Source organism: Bifidobacterium sp. LH_426 (assembly GCF_056356875.1).
Genome location: NZ_JBKEVB010000001.1, coordinates 321224 through 335125, shown reverse-complemented (window position 1 = coordinate 335125; position 13902 = coordinate 321224). Strand labels below are relative to the sequence as shown.

General features: G+C 67.6%; 12 protein-coding genes, 4 tRNA genes and 1 pseudogene. 3 read left to right on the top strand and 14 right to left on the bottom strand.

Annotated elements, in window-relative coordinates; translation table 11 throughout:
• The first annotated feature begins 10 nt into the window (after positions 1–10).
• The 3 genes from AC1AYD_RS01395 (at position 11) to AC1AYD_RS01385 (ending at position 2498) form a co-directional block, all read left to right on the top strand.
• Positions 11–955, top strand: coding sequence for a succinate dehydrogenase/fumarate reductase iron-sulfur subunit (locus tag AC1AYD_RS01395; protein WP_476501826.1), 945 nt, complete (start codon positions 11–13; stop codon positions 953–955).
• 114 nt (positions 956–1069) lie between these two features.
• Positions 1070–1741: an O-methyltransferase gene (locus AC1AYD_RS01390; RefSeq protein WP_476501827.1), complete on the top strand. Its 672-nt coding sequence runs from the start codon at positions 1070–1072 to the stop codon at positions 1739–1741.
• A 13-nt stretch (positions 1742–1754) separates the two neighbouring features.
• Positions 1755–2498 (top strand): hypothetical protein, encoded by a 744-nt coding sequence (locus AC1AYD_RS01385; protein ID WP_476501828.1) that lies wholly within the window; start codon positions 1755–1757, stop codon positions 2496–2498.
• 13 nt (positions 2499–2511) lie between these two features.
• On the opposite strand, the gene AC1AYD_RS01380 is transcribed toward AC1AYD_RS01385, so the two are convergent.
• The 14 genes and pseudogenes from AC1AYD_RS01380 to pflA all read right to left on the bottom strand — a co-directional run bounded on the left by AC1AYD_RS01380 (position 2512) and on the right by pflA (position 13888).
• On the bottom strand, positions 2512–3267 hold the full coding sequence (locus AC1AYD_RS01380; RefSeq protein ID WP_476501829.1) for an LOG family protein: 756 nt from the start codon (positions 3265–3267) through the stop codon (positions 2512–2514).
• A 49-nt stretch (positions 3268–3316) separates the two neighbouring features.
• Positions 3317–4609: pseudogene (locus AC1AYD_RS01375) on the bottom strand (Na+/H+ antiporter NhaA); the annotation flags it as partial.
• An 86-nt stretch (positions 4610–4695) separates the two neighbouring features.
• A tRNA-Arg gene (locus AC1AYD_RS01370) sits at positions 4696–4769 on the bottom strand.
• A gap of 32 nt (positions 4770–4801) precedes the next feature.
• Positions 4802–4878 (bottom strand) — tRNA-Arg (locus tag AC1AYD_RS01365).
• 46 nt (positions 4879–4924) lie between these two features.
• Positions 4925–4998 (bottom strand) — tRNA-Arg (locus AC1AYD_RS01360).
• A gap of 32 nt (positions 4999–5030) precedes the next feature.
• Positions 5031–5107, bottom strand: a tRNA-Arg gene (locus AC1AYD_RS01355).
• A gap of 71 nt (positions 5108–5178) precedes the next feature.
• Positions 5179–6546 (bottom strand): ATP-dependent Clp protease ATP-binding subunit ClpX, encoded by a 1368-nt coding sequence (clpX, locus tag AC1AYD_RS01350; protein WP_476501830.1) that lies wholly within the window; start codon positions 6544–6546, stop codon positions 5179–5181.
• Between the two features lie 78 nt (positions 6547–6624).
• Complete coding sequence (locus AC1AYD_RS01345) at positions 6625–7326, bottom strand: ATP-dependent Clp protease proteolytic subunit (RefSeq protein ID WP_476501831.1); 702 nt, start codon at positions 7324–7326, stop codon at positions 6625–6627.
• Between the two features lie 5 nt (positions 7327–7331).
• Positions 7332–7946, bottom strand: a complete 615-nt coding sequence (locus AC1AYD_RS01340; RefSeq protein ID WP_101623121.1) for an ATP-dependent Clp protease proteolytic subunit — start codon at positions 7944–7946, stop codon at positions 7332–7334.
• A 165-nt stretch (positions 7947–8111) separates the two neighbouring features.
• Complete coding sequence (locus AC1AYD_RS01335; RefSeq protein ID WP_476502024.1) at positions 8112–9413, bottom strand: chloride channel protein; 1302 nt, start codon at positions 9411–9413, stop codon at positions 8112–8114.
• Between the two features lie 151 nt (positions 9414–9564).
• The gene (tig, locus tag AC1AYD_RS01330) at positions 9565–10932 is read right to left on the bottom strand and encodes a trigger factor (RefSeq protein ID WP_476501832.1); all 1368 of its coding nucleotides are present in this window, start codon (positions 10930–10932) and stop codon (positions 9565–9567) included.
• Positions 10933–10983: 51 nt separating this feature from the next.
• Positions 10984–12252: an HRDC domain-containing protein gene (locus AC1AYD_RS01325; RefSeq protein WP_476501833.1), complete on the bottom strand. Its 1269-nt coding sequence runs from the start codon at positions 12250–12252 to the stop codon at positions 10984–10986.
• A gap of 43 nt (positions 12253–12295) precedes the next feature.
• On the bottom strand, positions 12296–12946 hold the full coding sequence (locus AC1AYD_RS01320) for a DUF3000 family protein (RefSeq protein WP_476501834.1): 651 nt from the start codon (positions 12944–12946) through the stop codon (positions 12296–12298).
• 63 nt (positions 12947–13009) lie between these two features.
• Positions 13010–13888 (bottom strand): pyruvate formate-lyase-activating protein, encoded by an 879-nt coding sequence (pflA, locus tag AC1AYD_RS01315; RefSeq protein ID WP_476501835.1) that lies wholly within the window; start codon positions 13886–13888, stop codon positions 13010–13012.
• Positions 13889–13902: the final 14 nt, after the last annotated feature.

Sequence of the window (13902 nt, the reverse complement as noted above, 5' to 3'; positions counted from 1 at the left end):
AGGCGCGCGCATGACGAATTCGAACGTGACGACGGTGACGTTGAAGGTGAACCGTTTCACGCCGCGCCCCGAACGCGAACGCGACCGTGCGCGCGGCGGCAGCCCGTTCGCGCGCACGCGCAAGAGCTCGCCGTTCGGCGGCGGGTCGGCGGCCCCGGCACGGCGTCGCCCCCGTGGCCGCCAGTGGGTGCAGGAGTACACGATCCCCGCCCGCCCCGAGGACACGGTGCTCGACTGCCTGCTGGCCATCAAACGCACCGTCGACCCGACGCTCGCCTTCCGCTACTCGTGCGGCCACGGCATGTGCGGTTCGGACGCGGTGGCGATCAACGGCACGCCGAACCTGCTGTGCACGGCCACGCTCAAGGATTGGGTGAGGCCGGCGAACGGCGTGGCCGTGACGGACGACGATGGATTTCGCCGCACCGGCGACGACGCGGCGGGCACCGGGACGGCGGAAGCTCTTCCCGAATCCGGCAGCCTCGGCGTCATCGAGCTCGGCCCGCTGCCCGGTTTCCCTGTTGAGCGCGACCTCATCGCCGACATCGATCCGATGCTCGACCAAATCAGGAAGCTCAAGCCGTATCTCGAGGCGGACGGCGTGCTCGCCACCACGCATGAGGGCAAGGTGGACGTGTTCGAATACCTGCAGCACCCGGACGAGCTCGCGAAGTACGAGCAGCTGAGCAACTGCATCGCCTGCGGCGTGTGCGAGGGCTCCTGCCCCGTGTTCGCCGGCGGCGACGCGTTCATCGGCCCGGCGGCGCTCATCTGGGCGAGTCGTTTCGTCAACGATTCGCGCGACACGATCACGATGGATCGTCTCGACGCGATCGACACGGCGGACGGCGTGGCCGCGTGCCAGTCGGTGCGCGCCTGCACGCGCCAATGCCCGCGCGGCATCGACGTCGGCGAGGAGATGTGGCAGATCGTCGCCAAGGTGCGCGAGCGCTGACCCCGAGCGGTACGGCCCCGTGGAAGGCGGCCGCCGGCCGGCCCGTCATGGTCCATGATGGTTCATGACGGCGATTCCACACGATGACTTCAGAGGACGATAAAGGACAGGTTCATGGATAGGACGCAGTACACGAATCTCGCGCAGGCGTGGGGGTTCGTGGAGGATCACGCGCTTTCCCGACAGACGCCGGCGATGGCCCAGATCCGGGCCGCCACCGAGAAGGCGGGCATGCCGCAGGGCTCGGCCGCCCAGTCGGAGGCCCTGTCCATGCTGGCCCATCTGACCGGCGCGAAATCCGTGATCGTGGTGGGCACCGGTTCGGTGATGGAGACGTTGGAGCTGGTGCGCGGCCTCGACGGCACGGGCCAGCTCACCGCCGTCGATTCCTCGGCGAAGGGCATCGGCGTGATCCGCAAGGCGTTCGACGTGGTGCAGGATTCCACGGCGACGAAGCTGCGCGCGGTGAACGCGCAGGCGGGCGTGTTCCTGCCCCGTCTCAACGCGGGCGACTACGACATGATCGTCGTGGCCGGCGACGCCGTCAACTACGCGGCGTCGTTCGAGCAGGCGCCGCGACTGCTGCGCGCCCACGGCGTCATCGTGTTCACCGACATGCTCGCCTTCTACGACGGCATGAACTCGGGCGGCGTGCTCGACCCTGCCGATCGCAGCGAGAAGGCGACGGCGATGCGCGCCATGCTCGACACGGTCGAATCCGACGAACGCTTCCGCACCGTCCTCACCCCCACCGGCACCGGCCTGCTCATCGCCTCGAAGCTGTGACGCGGCACGTCCCATGACAGACGGATACGATCATTGGCCCGTGGACTCGGCCGAACGGCTCGACGTCCGCTGGTACAGGATCCGCATGCATGGCAGGGACTGGCTGATGGATTATTCGGATCCGCGTAATCTGCGCCTGTATATGCCGGACCTGTTCCCCGATGCGGCCAACCGGCATCGAATCTGGGATTGGGAGAACCTGCCGGAGAGCATCCGGACGAGGCATGGCGAGCCGGTCGGATCGTCGCCCACATCGATCGGTCTGTCGGCCGGTGTCGTCAGATGGCTGACGATGCTGCTGCTCTTGTACCTATGGTCGGCACCGGCACGCTTCAACCTCGCGTATCTGACCGCGCTCCCGTGGATCGGCGAACACTGGTACATCGTCATCCCCGTGACCATATCGTGTTTCGCGGCCGGCATCCTGATCTTCTCGGCCTGCTGCCGAAGCGGCATCGACCCCGGCCGGCCCGCCGACATCGTCATGACGAGAATCGACGAATCGACCGGGGCGTCATCCGCGCGTCTCGCCTGTGGCCGGCTGATACGGCTTCTCGTCTTCCCCGCCGTGATGGTCCTCGTCGGCGTGTTCGGCGTTCTGGTGCATGGTCCGAACCTGCTGTCGTTCGTCCTCTTCCTCGTCCTGCCGTTGCTGACGCTCGTATCGGACCGTTTCATCGTGTTCTCACCGCTCCTGCTCGGCTGGACGTATCGGATCGGAAGCGACCCGCGCGACGACGTCCGATTCCGCGGATAGCCGGTCGACGGCCTTATCCTCGGATTGCACCGGTGGCCACGCGCACGGCCTCGTCCGGATCGTCGGTGATCGTCACGAGCCGCGAATCGACGCCGGAGATCATGCCGTGCTCCTTGACGGGCCCCTCCAGCCAGTCGAACAGGCCCTGCCAGTAGGCCTTGCCGACCAGGACGACCGGCATGCCGTCCACCTTGTGCGTCTGCACGAGGGTCAGCACCTCGAACATCTCGTCGAGCGTGCCGAAGCCGCCCGGGCAGACGATGATGCCGGACGAGTACTTCACGAACATGAGCTTGCGCACGAAGAAGTAGCGGAAGCTCATGCCGAGGTTCACGTAGTCGTTGATGCCCTGCTCGTGCGGCAGTTCGATGCCGAGGCCCACGGATTTGCCGCCGGCCAGCGCGACGCCCTTGTTCGCCGCCTCCATGATGCCGGGGCCTCCCCCGGTGATCACGGCCACGCCGCCCTGCGCGAGCCGTTCGCCCATGTGGCGGGCCGCCTCGTAGGCGGGGTCGTCGGGACGCGTGCGAGCGGAGCCGAATATGGCGACCGCGGGCCCCAGTTCGGCCAGCGCGCCGAAGCCGTCGACGAATTCGGATTGGATGCGCAGCACGCGCCACGGGTCCATGTGCAGCCAGCCGGTGCCGTCGTCGGGCCTCAGCAGGTTGGCGGTGGTGTTGTCGTCGGGGATCATGTCCCCGCGCATGATGATCGGTCCGCGATGGTAGGTCTGTCCCAGGGGCGCGTCCGCGTCGTTGTCATTGCTCATACCGCACGATTCTAACGCGCCGGCCGCAAGGTCAGACGCGCGACGCAGCCTTGCGCGCATCGTGTTGTTCGTAGCGCTTCGACTGGTGGCTCAGCAGCACGCCTGAGATGGCGGCGGCTATGAGCGAGCCGACGAGCACGCCGAAACGCGCCTCGGCGGACAACTCCGGATTGTCGTAGGCGAGGGAGGCGATGAGGAACGCGACGGTGAAGCCGATGCCGCACGCGCAGGCGGCGGGGAACATGTCGCGCACGCGCAGCCCCTTCGCCATCTTCAGGCCGAACAGGTGGGTGGACAGCCATGCGGTGGTCATGATGCCGAGCGGCTTGCCGACGACGAGCGCGACGATCAGCGCGATGACGATCGGCGAGAGCATGAGCGCGGGCGTGAGCGATTCGAAGTGCACGCCGGTGGCGAACAGGGCGAACACGGGCAGGGCGAGCAGCGCGGAGAACGGTTGGAGCTTGCCTGCGTACCGGTCGGCGCGCGGCGTGGTCTCGCCGTGCACCTCGCGCGCGGGGGTGAGCAGGCCGACGAGCACGCCGGCGAGCGTCGGATGCACGCCCGCCTCGAACATCATCACCCAGGCGAGGACGCCGACGACGGCGACAAGCGGCCACGGCACGCGCCGCATGCGCACGAGCGCCGCCCAGACGGCCGCGCAGGCGGCGATGCCGATGAACCAGTACCACGCGTTGAGCGCGGAGAAGAACACGGCGATGAGGATGATGGCGAGCAGGTCGTCGACGGTGGCGAGCGTCATGAGGAACGCGCGGATCGCGCCGGGCAGCGCTTTGGCGAAGATGGCGAGCACGGCGAGCGAGAACGCGATGTCGGTGGCGGTGGGCACGGCCCAGCCGCGCGCCATCTCCGCGAACGGGATCTCGCTGCCCGTGGTGGTGAGCACGAGGGAACCCGCGGGGCCCGGCCCGTATTGCGCGAGCAGCGCGGTGACGGCGGTGAACAGGATGGGCGGCGTGACCATGCCGCCCACCGCGCACAGCATCGGCACGGCGGCGGCCTTCGGGTTGGCGAGCGAACCGGTGGTGAGCTCCTGTTTCAGGTCGAGGCCGACGGTGAGGAAGAAGATGGTGAGCAGCCCGTCCTGCGCCCAGTGGCCGATCGGCAGGTCGAGGTTGGTGCGCGGCACGGCGATATGCGTTTCGGCGATGATCTCGAACGCGTGGGCGGTGGCCGGCAGGTTCGCGAGGATGAGGCCGAGGAACGCGAAGGACAGCATGATGAGTCCGGAGAGGCGGTCGGATGCGGCGATGTGGCGGATGGTGCCCCACACTCCCCTGCGACCGACTCCCCTGCCGCGGGTGCTGCTGCCGTTCGTCATGCGTCCTCCCCGGATCATGGCCGTTCATGATTCGTCCGGCCGATATTGGAAAAGCCCCTGTCACATGCGTGAGAGGGGCTTTATCGTGCGCCGGACAGGATTCGAACCTGCGACCTGCTGATCCGTAGTCAGCTGCTCTAATCCGCTGGGCTACCGGCGCATACCGCTTGGTTTACCTCGTGCGGTCCGAGGTGGTGCGCCGGACAGGATTCGAACCTGCGACCTGCTGATCCGTAGTCAGCTGCTCTAATCCGCTGGGCTACCGGCGCATACCGAATATTCGGTTATCAATGCCACGGAATCATCCGTGACGAGTGCGCGAGACAGGATTCGAACCTGCGACCTGCTGATCCGTAGTCAGCTGCTCTAATCCGCTGGGCTACTCGCGCATACCGCTTGGTTTACCTCGTGCGGTCCGAGGTGGTGCGCCGGACAGGATTCGAACCTGCGACCTGCTGATCCGTAGTCAGCTGCTCTAATCCGCTGGGCTACCGGCGCATGTTGTCTTGCTCAGGCAACTCGACATATATTACCCATCGTCCGCGGATTCGCAAGGTCGGCGTGTCGCGTCACGCCGCGCGCCGCCTCCGTCCTTGGGAGCGCGCCGTGACGGGGCGCAGCTCCTGCGTGTCCACGCTTTCGCTGGAACGCACCATCTTCGGCACGCCGGCACCGGTGACGGAAGCCTTGTCGACGATCACCTGCGTCACGTCGGGCATGCTCGGCAGCTGGAACATCGTGTCCTGCAGCGTGCGTTCGATGATGGACCTGAGCCCGCGCGCGCCGGTCCCCTGCCGTATCGCCGTAGCGGCGATGGCGCGCACCGCCTCGCGTGTGAACGCGAGGTCCACGCCGTCGGCGGCGAACAGCTTCATGTACTGCTTGACGAGCGCGTTGCCCGGTTTGGTGAGCACGGCGGCCAGATCGTCCTCATCGAGCTCGTCGAGCACGCTGACGACGGGGAGGCGCCCGATGAATTCGGGCAGCAGTCCGAACTCGGCGAGATCGTCGGCACCCACCTGCCTCAGCAGCTCCTCGTCCGGCACCTGATGGTCGTGCCATGCGGCGCCGAAGCCGCTTTCGCGCGCGCCGAGACGCGTCTTGATGATGTCGGCGAGGCCGACGAACGCGCCGCCGCAGATGAACAGGATGCCGCGCGTGTCGATCTGCACGGTCTCCATGTCGCGGTGTTTGCGCGTGCCTTCCGTGGGGACGGAGGCGACAGTGCCTTCGAGGATCTTCAGCAGCGCCTGCTGCACGCCCTCACCGGACACGTCGCGCGTGATGGACGTGTTCTCACCACTTTTGCGCGCGATCTTGTCGATCTCGTCGATGTAGACGATGCCGTGCTCCGCCTTGGACACATCGCCGTCCGCCGCCTGGATGAGCCGCTGCAGCACGGTCTCGACGTCGTCGCCCACGTAGCCGGCTTCGGTGAGCGTGGTCGCGTCGGTGATGACGAACGGCACGTTCATCACGTGGGCGAGCGTCTGCGCGAGATACGTCTTGCCGACGCCCGTGGGACCCAGCAGGAGGATGTTCGATTTGGCGACCTCGACGTCGGCGAGCGGGTCGCGGCGGCGACGGCCGCGCGTCCGCCCGTGCGCCTCGTCGAGTTCGCCGGCGCGTTCCGCCAGCTCCATGTTGACGCGCTTGTAGTGGTTGTACACGGCGACGGACAGGGCGCGCTTGGCGGCCTGCTGGCCGACCACGTACTTGTCGAGGTACGCGTTGATCTGCACGGGCTTGGGCAGCTGCAGCGCGTTGACCTCGGCGTCCTTGTGCCGCTCCTCGGAGATGATGCCAACGCACAGTTCGATGCACTCGTCGCAGATCGCGGCCCCCTGGCCGGTGACGAGCTTGCGCACCTGATGTTCGGTCTTGCCGCAGAACGTGCACTTCGGCACGCCGTCGTCGTAGCTCACCACACGCCCCATCGCATCTCCTTCACCCTCGTACGTCGCATAGGGGCCGCCCGGCCGAATAGACGGCAGGGCGGCCCCGGTTCGTCCGCCTCACTGGCGGTGTTCGAGCACCTCGTCGACGATGCCGTATTCTTTGGCCTCGCCGGCCGTGAGGAACGTGTCGACCTCGATGTCCTTGGCGATCTTCTCCTGGGACTGGCCGGTGTGCTTGGCGAGCGTCTTCTCCAGCCATTCGCGCATGCGCAGCATCTCACGCGCCTGGATCTCGATCTCCGTGGCCTTGCCGAAGCCCTGGTCGATGGCCGGCTGGTGGATGAGCACGCGCGCGTTCGGCAGCATGAGGCGCTTGCCCTTGGCACCGGCGGCGAGCAGGATCGCGGCGGCGGAGGCGGCCTGGCCGAGGCACACGGTCTGCACGTCCGGCTTGATGTACTGCATCGTGTCGTAGATGGCGGTCATGGCCGTCATCGAGCCACCGGGCGAGTTGATGTACATCATCACGTCGCGGTTCGGATCCTGCGATTCGAGCACGAGCAGCTGCGCCATGATGTCGTCGGCGGAGGTGTCGTCCACCTGGACGCCCATGAAGATGATGCGGTCCTCGAACAGGCGCGTGTACGGGTCCTGCCTCTTGAAGCCGTACGGGGTCTTCTCCTCGAACTGCGGCAGGATGTATCGGTTCTGCGGCGCGAACGCGGCTTCGCGGCGCGCGGCCGGCATGAAGCCGACGACGCCGGCGGGACCGGCCAGACGGTCGGCGCGTGCGGCGAACTTCGCTTCCTCGGATGCCATGCTGTTCACTCTCCCTTCGTCATCGAATCGTGCGTGGTGATGATCTTGTCCACGAAACCGTACTCCAGCGCCTCGGTGGCGGTGAACCAGTGGTCGTACTCGTTGTCGCGGTAGATCTCCTCGACCGTGTGGCCGGTCTGTTCGGCGGTCAGCTCGCTCATGGTCTTCTTCATGTCCATGATGAGCTCGGCGTTGATGCGCACGTCGGTGGTGGTGCCGCCGATGCCGCCGGACGGCTGGTGCATGAGCACGCGGGCGTGCGAGGTCAGGAAGCGCTTGCCCTTGGTGCCGGAGCTCAGCAGGAACTGGCCCATCGAGGCGCACATGCCGAGGCCGACGGTCGCCACGTCCGGCTCGATGAGCTGCATCGTGTCGTAGATGGCCATGCCGGCGGTGATGGAGCCGCCCGGCGAGTTGATGTACAGCCAGATGTCCTTCTTCGGATCCTCGGCGGCCAGCATGAGCATCTGCGCGCAGATGCGATTGGCCATGTCGTCCTTGACCTCTTCACCCATCCAGATGATGCGGTCCTTGAGGAGCCTGTTGAAGATCGGGTCGGCGAATCCGGCGGCCGGTGCGTCGTCGGCCATGACCGGGAGGGTTGCAAGAGTGTTGCTCACCTTATTCTCCATTTCGAATACTGTCATAAACAGTATTCAAGCCTACCGCCTTCAAGCGACGGCGCGGCGCATTTGCGCCCGCTTTCGGCTCGACGCGTACAGGTTCGCGGCGGCGTGCGCGGCCGGGCGGACGGTGGCGGGCAGGGACGGGCGGAGCGGCCCCGCTCACCGTTTCCACGCGTCGAGCATCCGCTTCGACGTGAGCGCGGAGGCGGCGACGGCCAATCCGACCGGCACGAAGAGCGCGATGGGCGCCTCGGCGAGCTCCATGACGAGGCACATGGCCATGAGCGGCGCCTGCTGGGAGGCGGAGAGCAACGCGGCGGCCCCGATGAGCGCGCACACGCCGACCGGGTCGCCGGGGAACGCGAACGACCAGAGGAGTCCGAGCGTCGCGCCCAACGTGGCGCCGAGCGCGATGCCGGGCTGGAGCACGCCGCCGGACGCGCCGGACCGGATCGTGGTGAGCGTCGTCACGGCCTTCGCGAGGAACGTGGCAGCCAGCAGGCCGATGAGCGGCCAGACCTGCGCCGAACCGGCCCCGGAGCCGGCGGCGAGACCGTCGAAGCCGAGCTGGGCGGCGGCGCGGCCGTTGCCCATCACCTGCGGCGCGAACACGGCGACGAGACCGGTGGCGAGGCCCGCGAGCGGCATCTGCCACAGCAGCGCCCTGCCGTTCGGCTGGTGCGCGGTCGCCCACGAGGAACCCCGCCGGAACAGCGCGCCCGCCGCGCCGCAGGCCACGCCGCACAGGAGCGCGAACAGCATGAGGCTCGGCGTGTAGTCGGCGGTCATGCCCGCCACGGCGTAGAACGTGTGGCGGCCCTTGACGAGCGAGGCGACGTAGGCGGCCGTCGCGGACATGCCCAACGCGAATCCGACCTTCTCGATCGTCACATCGGCGAGCAGGATCTCGACGGCGAAGAACATGCCGGCGAGCGGCGCGTCGTAGACGCCGCCGAGACCGGCTCCGGCGGCCACGGCGACGATCATGCGCCGGTCGGCGAGCCCCGCCTCGCCGCTTCCCTCCCCGCCGATGCGGAACAGGTCACAGAAGCGTTGGGCGAGCATCGCGCCGAGTTCGCGCGGCGCCACCTCGCGGCCGATGGACGCGCCGGATCCGACGATGAAGATCTGGAGCACGACGTGCACGACGGTCTGCCACCAGGGCATCCGCTCCCCCGCGACCGCCTTCTTGACGGACGGCACCTTCGTGGTCTTCGTACGCAGCAGCCACCAGGCCAGCGCGGCGACGGACAGGCCCACGGTCACGGACACGGCGCGGCGCACGGCCGGCACGTGGAACGGGCCGGGCATGGCACCGCTCTCCACGTAGCCGAGCATCACGTGCTCGACGCCGTACAGCAGCAGCGTGAGCAGTCCGGCCCCCGCGCCGATCAACGCGCCCAGAACGAGCGTCGCGGCGACGAGCCATACCATGCGATCCATGCGGATCCGTTCGTGCATCGTCATCCTCTCTCCCTCACCCGGCCGCGCCGGGATCCCTCGTCGGAAGGAGCCGATCGTCGGCATGACGACCGGCATAACGAAATGGAGGCTTGGAACCCGGATGGTTCCAAGCCTCCATACGTCATATCACGCTAACGCGCGGCTATGCTCACTCGCCGTCCTTGGAGGACAGCTCGTCGGCGACCGCGGCGGCGGCGGAAGCGGCCTCGACGGACTCGGCCTCCTCCTCTTCGGCGGCGTCACCGAGGAACGCGGAGAGGTCGACCTCTTCGCCGTTCGCGGTGAACTTGACGGCGCGCATGCCGGCGAGCAGGCCCTTGGAGCGGCCGACTTCCTGCACGGCGGAGCCGAGCTGGCCGTTCTTGATGATCGCCTGGATGAAGGCGTTCGGGTCCATGCCGTACTGCTGGGCGATGGAGGCGAGGAAGTTGAACACGTCGGCCTGGGAGACCTCGACGTTCATCTTCTCGGCGAGGGTGTCGAGCAGGATCTGGTCCTTGATCTCCTTCTCGGCGCCTTCCTCGGCCTGCTTCTTCTGCTCGTCGGTGGCCTTCTCCGGATCCGGGGTGAGGCCCTTGAGGTGCTCCTCGACCGCGGCGGCCTTGACGCCCTTCGGCACCGGGATCTCGAGGCCTTCGGCCAGCTTCGCGAGGAACGCGTCGCGGGCCTCGGTGGCCTGACGGCCCTTGGCGTCCTCGCCGGCGGCCTTGCGGATGTCGGCCTTGAGCTCCTCGAGCGTGTCGAACTCGGAGGCCTCCTGGGCGAAGTCGTCGTCCAGCTCCGGCAGCTCCTCGGCCTTCACGGAGTTGACCTTGACCTTGACGGTGGCCTTCTCGCCCTCGTGCTCGCCGGCTTCCAGCGTGCCCTCGAAGGTGGTCTCCTCGCCGGCGGACAGGCCGTCGAGCGCCTCGTCGAGGCCGTCGAGCATGGTGTTGGAGCCGAGCTCGTAGCTCACGCCCTCCTGGGAGTCGACGGTCTCGCCGTCGATCTCGGCGGACAGGTCGATGTTGGCGAAGTCGCCCTTGGCGGCCGGGCGATCCACGCCGACCAGGGTGCCGAAGCGCTGGCGCAGGGCCTCGAGGCGCTTGTCGACGTCCTCATCCTTGACCTCCGGGGCGGCGATGGCGATCTCCATGCCGTCGATCTGAGGCAGCTCGATCTCCGGGCGGCGCTCGACGGTGGCGGTGAACTTGAGCTTGGTCTCGTCCTTGGCGGACTGCGGGACCTCGACGACGTCGAACTCCGGCTGGGCCATCGGGTGGATCTTCTTCTCCTCGAGGGCCTTGGAGTAGAGCTCCGGCACGCCATCGTTGACGGCCTCACCGGCGACGGCGCCGAAGCCGAAACGCTGGTCGATGATCTTGCCCGGAACGTGGCCCTTGCGGAAGCCCGGCACGTTCACCTGCTTGGCGATGTCCTTGCGAGCGGCATCGAGGTACGGGTCGAACTCCTCCGGTTCGACGGTGATGGTGAGCTTCACCTTGGTGGGTTCGAGGTTACGAACGCTGATCTTCACGCTAAACGCTCCTGAAAAGTTGTTTTTCCTATATCTGCCCGAAGGCAACCGTCACATTATAACGCGCGACACGGACGCTGCGACGAGTTTCACCTGCCAGTCGCGCGCGCCCTGCGCCGCGAGGAAGGCCGCCACGTCACGCGACGCCGGGTCGTCGGTCCAGCACAGGTTGCGGATGATCTGCGGGCGGATGATCACGTCGGCGGGCGTGCGCGTGTCCTCCGCGATCTGGTTGACGACCTTCCGCACGCGCTTGAGCCGGGCGAGACGTTCCGGACGGCGCTCCCACATGCGCATGCCGCGCGGCGCGTTCGTCTCCTCGCCGTCGTCCCTGCCGCCGCGGGCGTCGCCGTGGCCCGACGGCATGACCGGAAGCTCGTCGTCGGGCAGGTCGAGCGCCTCCTGGATGGCGGCCTTCCATACGGAGGGCTTCACGGCGCGCTGGATCGGCGCGTACCGCTCGAACATCTTGTCCTGTTCGCCTCCCGTGTGCATGCGCACGCGCTCGTTGAGGCAGCGCACGGCACGGAACTCGCGCGCGTTGTGCGGTTTGCGCTTCGCCGCCTCGATGATCGACGAGTCGGCGAGCAGCAGCGTCGGCGCGATGTCGTGGAGCCGGGCGAGCTCGTCCCGCTTCGTCCACAGGGCGCGCGCGACGGCGAGGGCGCGCGGGTCGCGGTTGATCTCGGTGATGTGGGAGATGCGCAGCCACGGCACGGGATGCTCGTGGCGGGGCCTGCCGGACGTGCCTTCGGCGAGGATGTGCGCGAACTCCTCCTCGGCCCACTCCTCCTTGCCGGCGCGTTTCAGGTCGGCGCGCATGAGCGACTCGAGCTCGATGAGGAGCTCGACGTCGAGGGCCGCGTAGTTGCGCCAGTCGTACGGCAGCGGACGGTACGACCAGTCGGCGGCGGAATGCTCCTTGGCGAGCGTGATGCCGAGATACTGCTCGGTGACGGAGGCGAGGCCGAAGCGGTGCAGTCCGAGGAGCCTCGCCGCGACCTCCGTGTCGAAGAGCCCGCGGGGCGTCAGCCCGATGTCGGCGAATCCCGGCAGGTCCATCATCGCGTCGTGGATGATCCACACGGCGTCGCCGACCGCGTCGTTGAACCGGTTCCAGTCGACGCCGGCGCGGGTGAGCGCGACCGGGTCGAGCAGGACGATGCCCGCCCCCTCGCGTTTGAACTGGATGAGCCAGTCCTCGTGCCCGTAGCGGAATCCGGACGCGCGCTCCGCGTCGGCGGCGAGAGGTCCGGACGCCCCGGCCAACGCCTCGCAGGCACGTCGGTAGCCTTCCGGCGTGTCGGTCAGTGGGGGCACGCCCCCACGCGGCTTGGATTGCAGTCTTGGTTCCGCTTTCGGTTCAGTCAACGTCCGTTTCCCCGTCGAAGAGAATGGTGGATTTGAGGAAGCGGGCCCATACGGACACGCTCGCTCCGGCATCATACGGCATGCCGTCGAACGTCGTGGGGGTGAAGGAGACGCGGATCTCGCATCCGGAGGAATCGTCGCGTCCGAGCGAGCCGAACGCGGTGTTGCGCGTGACGGTGACGGTGCCGCCCACGCTGTCCGGATCGACGCCGTCGAGATGGTCGCACATGAGGTCCCAGTAGAGGTCGGGGGCGAGCGCGTCGTCCTCGTCGTTGTCGAGCGGGAGCCGCGCGAACGCGACGCAACGCCAGCGTGATCCCCAGTCGTCGCGCGGCGTCGCGCTGTAGAGGATCATGATCCATCCGGTGGCGACGCCTCCCGGCGTGATGCCGTCGAAGGGGAAGCCCGCGTCGTCGTCGCGCGTGCCCGCCTCGAGTTCGACGCCGATGCCGTAGTCGGCGAGCGTCGAGGGGACGGGGATCTCGCGATAGCGTACGTCCCCGATGCGTCGCATGCCGCGGACCGATTCGACCGCATGCCATACGTCGTCGGGCACGCCGGCCGGCCGGCCCGGCAGTCCCGGACCGGCGTCACGCCCGGTGCGCGATTTCACGCCCGTGGGAAATGCGTAGATGTCGGCCATATCTCCAGCGTAGGTGCCCCCGCGCGCTTTCGGGGCATCGGCACGCGGGGATTTGGGGCGAATCTAGTACACGGTGAAGCCGTGCGCCTCGAACTGCTTGACGACGCGCTCGCGCAGCGCGGCGCTCGGGCCCTTCTGGTTCTCCAGCGGGTACGGGATGCGCAGCTCGTGCCACTTCGGGCGTCCGAGCTGGTGGAAGCCGAGCACGTCGATGTGCTCCACGGCCCCGTCGAAGCTCTCGCAGATGCGCGCCACGTTCTCGACGTTCTCCTCGGAGTCGGTGAGTCCGGGCACGAGCACGAAGCGCACCCAGATCTTCTTGCCGGCCTTGGCGAGACGCTGGCCGAAGTCGATGGTGGGCTGGAGCACGCCGCCGGTCACCTTGTGGTAGGTCTCCTCGTCGCCGGATTTGACGTCGAGCAGGCACAGGTCGATGTCCTCGAGCATCGCGTCGGTGTAGCTCGTGTTGAGGAAGCCGGACGTGTCGAGGCAGGTGTGCACGCCCATCTCCTTGGCGGCGTGGAACACGCGGGAGACGAAGGCGGGCTGCATCATCGACTCGCCGCCGGAGAACGTGATGCCCCCGTGCGTGGCCTTGAACAGGTCCTTGTAGCGGTCGACCTTCTTGATCATCGCCTCGAGCGTGACGGGCTTGCCGTCGCGCATCTTCCAGGTGTCCGGGTTCTGGCAGTACTGGCAGCGCAGCGGGCAGCCGGACATGAACACGGTCATGCGCGTGCCCGGGCCGTCGACGGACGTGTTGATGTCCCACGAGTGGACGAAGCCGATGTCGCCGGACCTGAGCGCGGCGATGCGGTCGCGGCGGTCGAGGCCGATCGGCGATTCGAAGCCGGACAGGCCTCCCATGAGGGTCTGCTTGGCGTAGGTCTTGGATTCGCGCAGCATATGGCGCGTGGTGGTGCGGAACTGGGTTTCGGGCATCGTCGTCCTCCTGT

Excerpts from the sequence above, each read along its gene's own strand:
- pflA (WP_476501835.1), bottom strand. The coding sequence starts at position 13,888 with ATGCCCGAAACCCAGTTCCGCACCACCACGCGCCATATGCTGCGCGAA.
- AC1AYD_RS01320 (WP_476501834.1), bottom strand. The coding sequence starts at position 12,946 with ATGGCCGACATCTACGCATTTCCCACGGGCGTGAAATCGCGCACCGGG.
- AC1AYD_RS01335 (WP_476502024.1), bottom strand. The coding sequence starts at position 9,413 with ATGCACGAACGGATCCGCATGGATCGCATGGTATGGCTCGTCGCCGCG.
- AC1AYD_RS01385 (WP_476501828.1), top strand. The coding sequence starts at position 1,755 with ATGACAGACGGATACGATCATTGGCCCGTGGACTCGGCCGAACGGCTC.
- clpX (WP_476501830.1), bottom strand. The coding sequence starts at position 6,546 with ATGGGGCGTGTGGTGAGCTACGACGACGGCGTGCCGAAGTGCACGTTC.
- AC1AYD_RS01395 (WP_476501826.1), top strand. The coding sequence starts at position 11 with ATGACGAATTCGAACGTGACGACGGTGACGTTGAAGGTGAACCGTTTC.
- AC1AYD_RS01345 (WP_476501831.1), bottom strand. The coding sequence starts at position 7,326 with ATGGCATCCGAGGAAGCGAAGTTCGCCGCACGCGCCGACCGTCTGGCC.
- AC1AYD_RS01380 (WP_476501829.1), bottom strand. The coding sequence starts at position 3,267 with ATGAGCAATGACAACGACGCGGACGCGCCCCTGGGACAGACCTACCAT.
- AC1AYD_RS01390 (WP_476501827.1), top strand. The coding sequence starts at position 1,070 with ATGGATAGGACGCAGTACACGAATCTCGCGCAGGCGTGGGGGTTCGTG.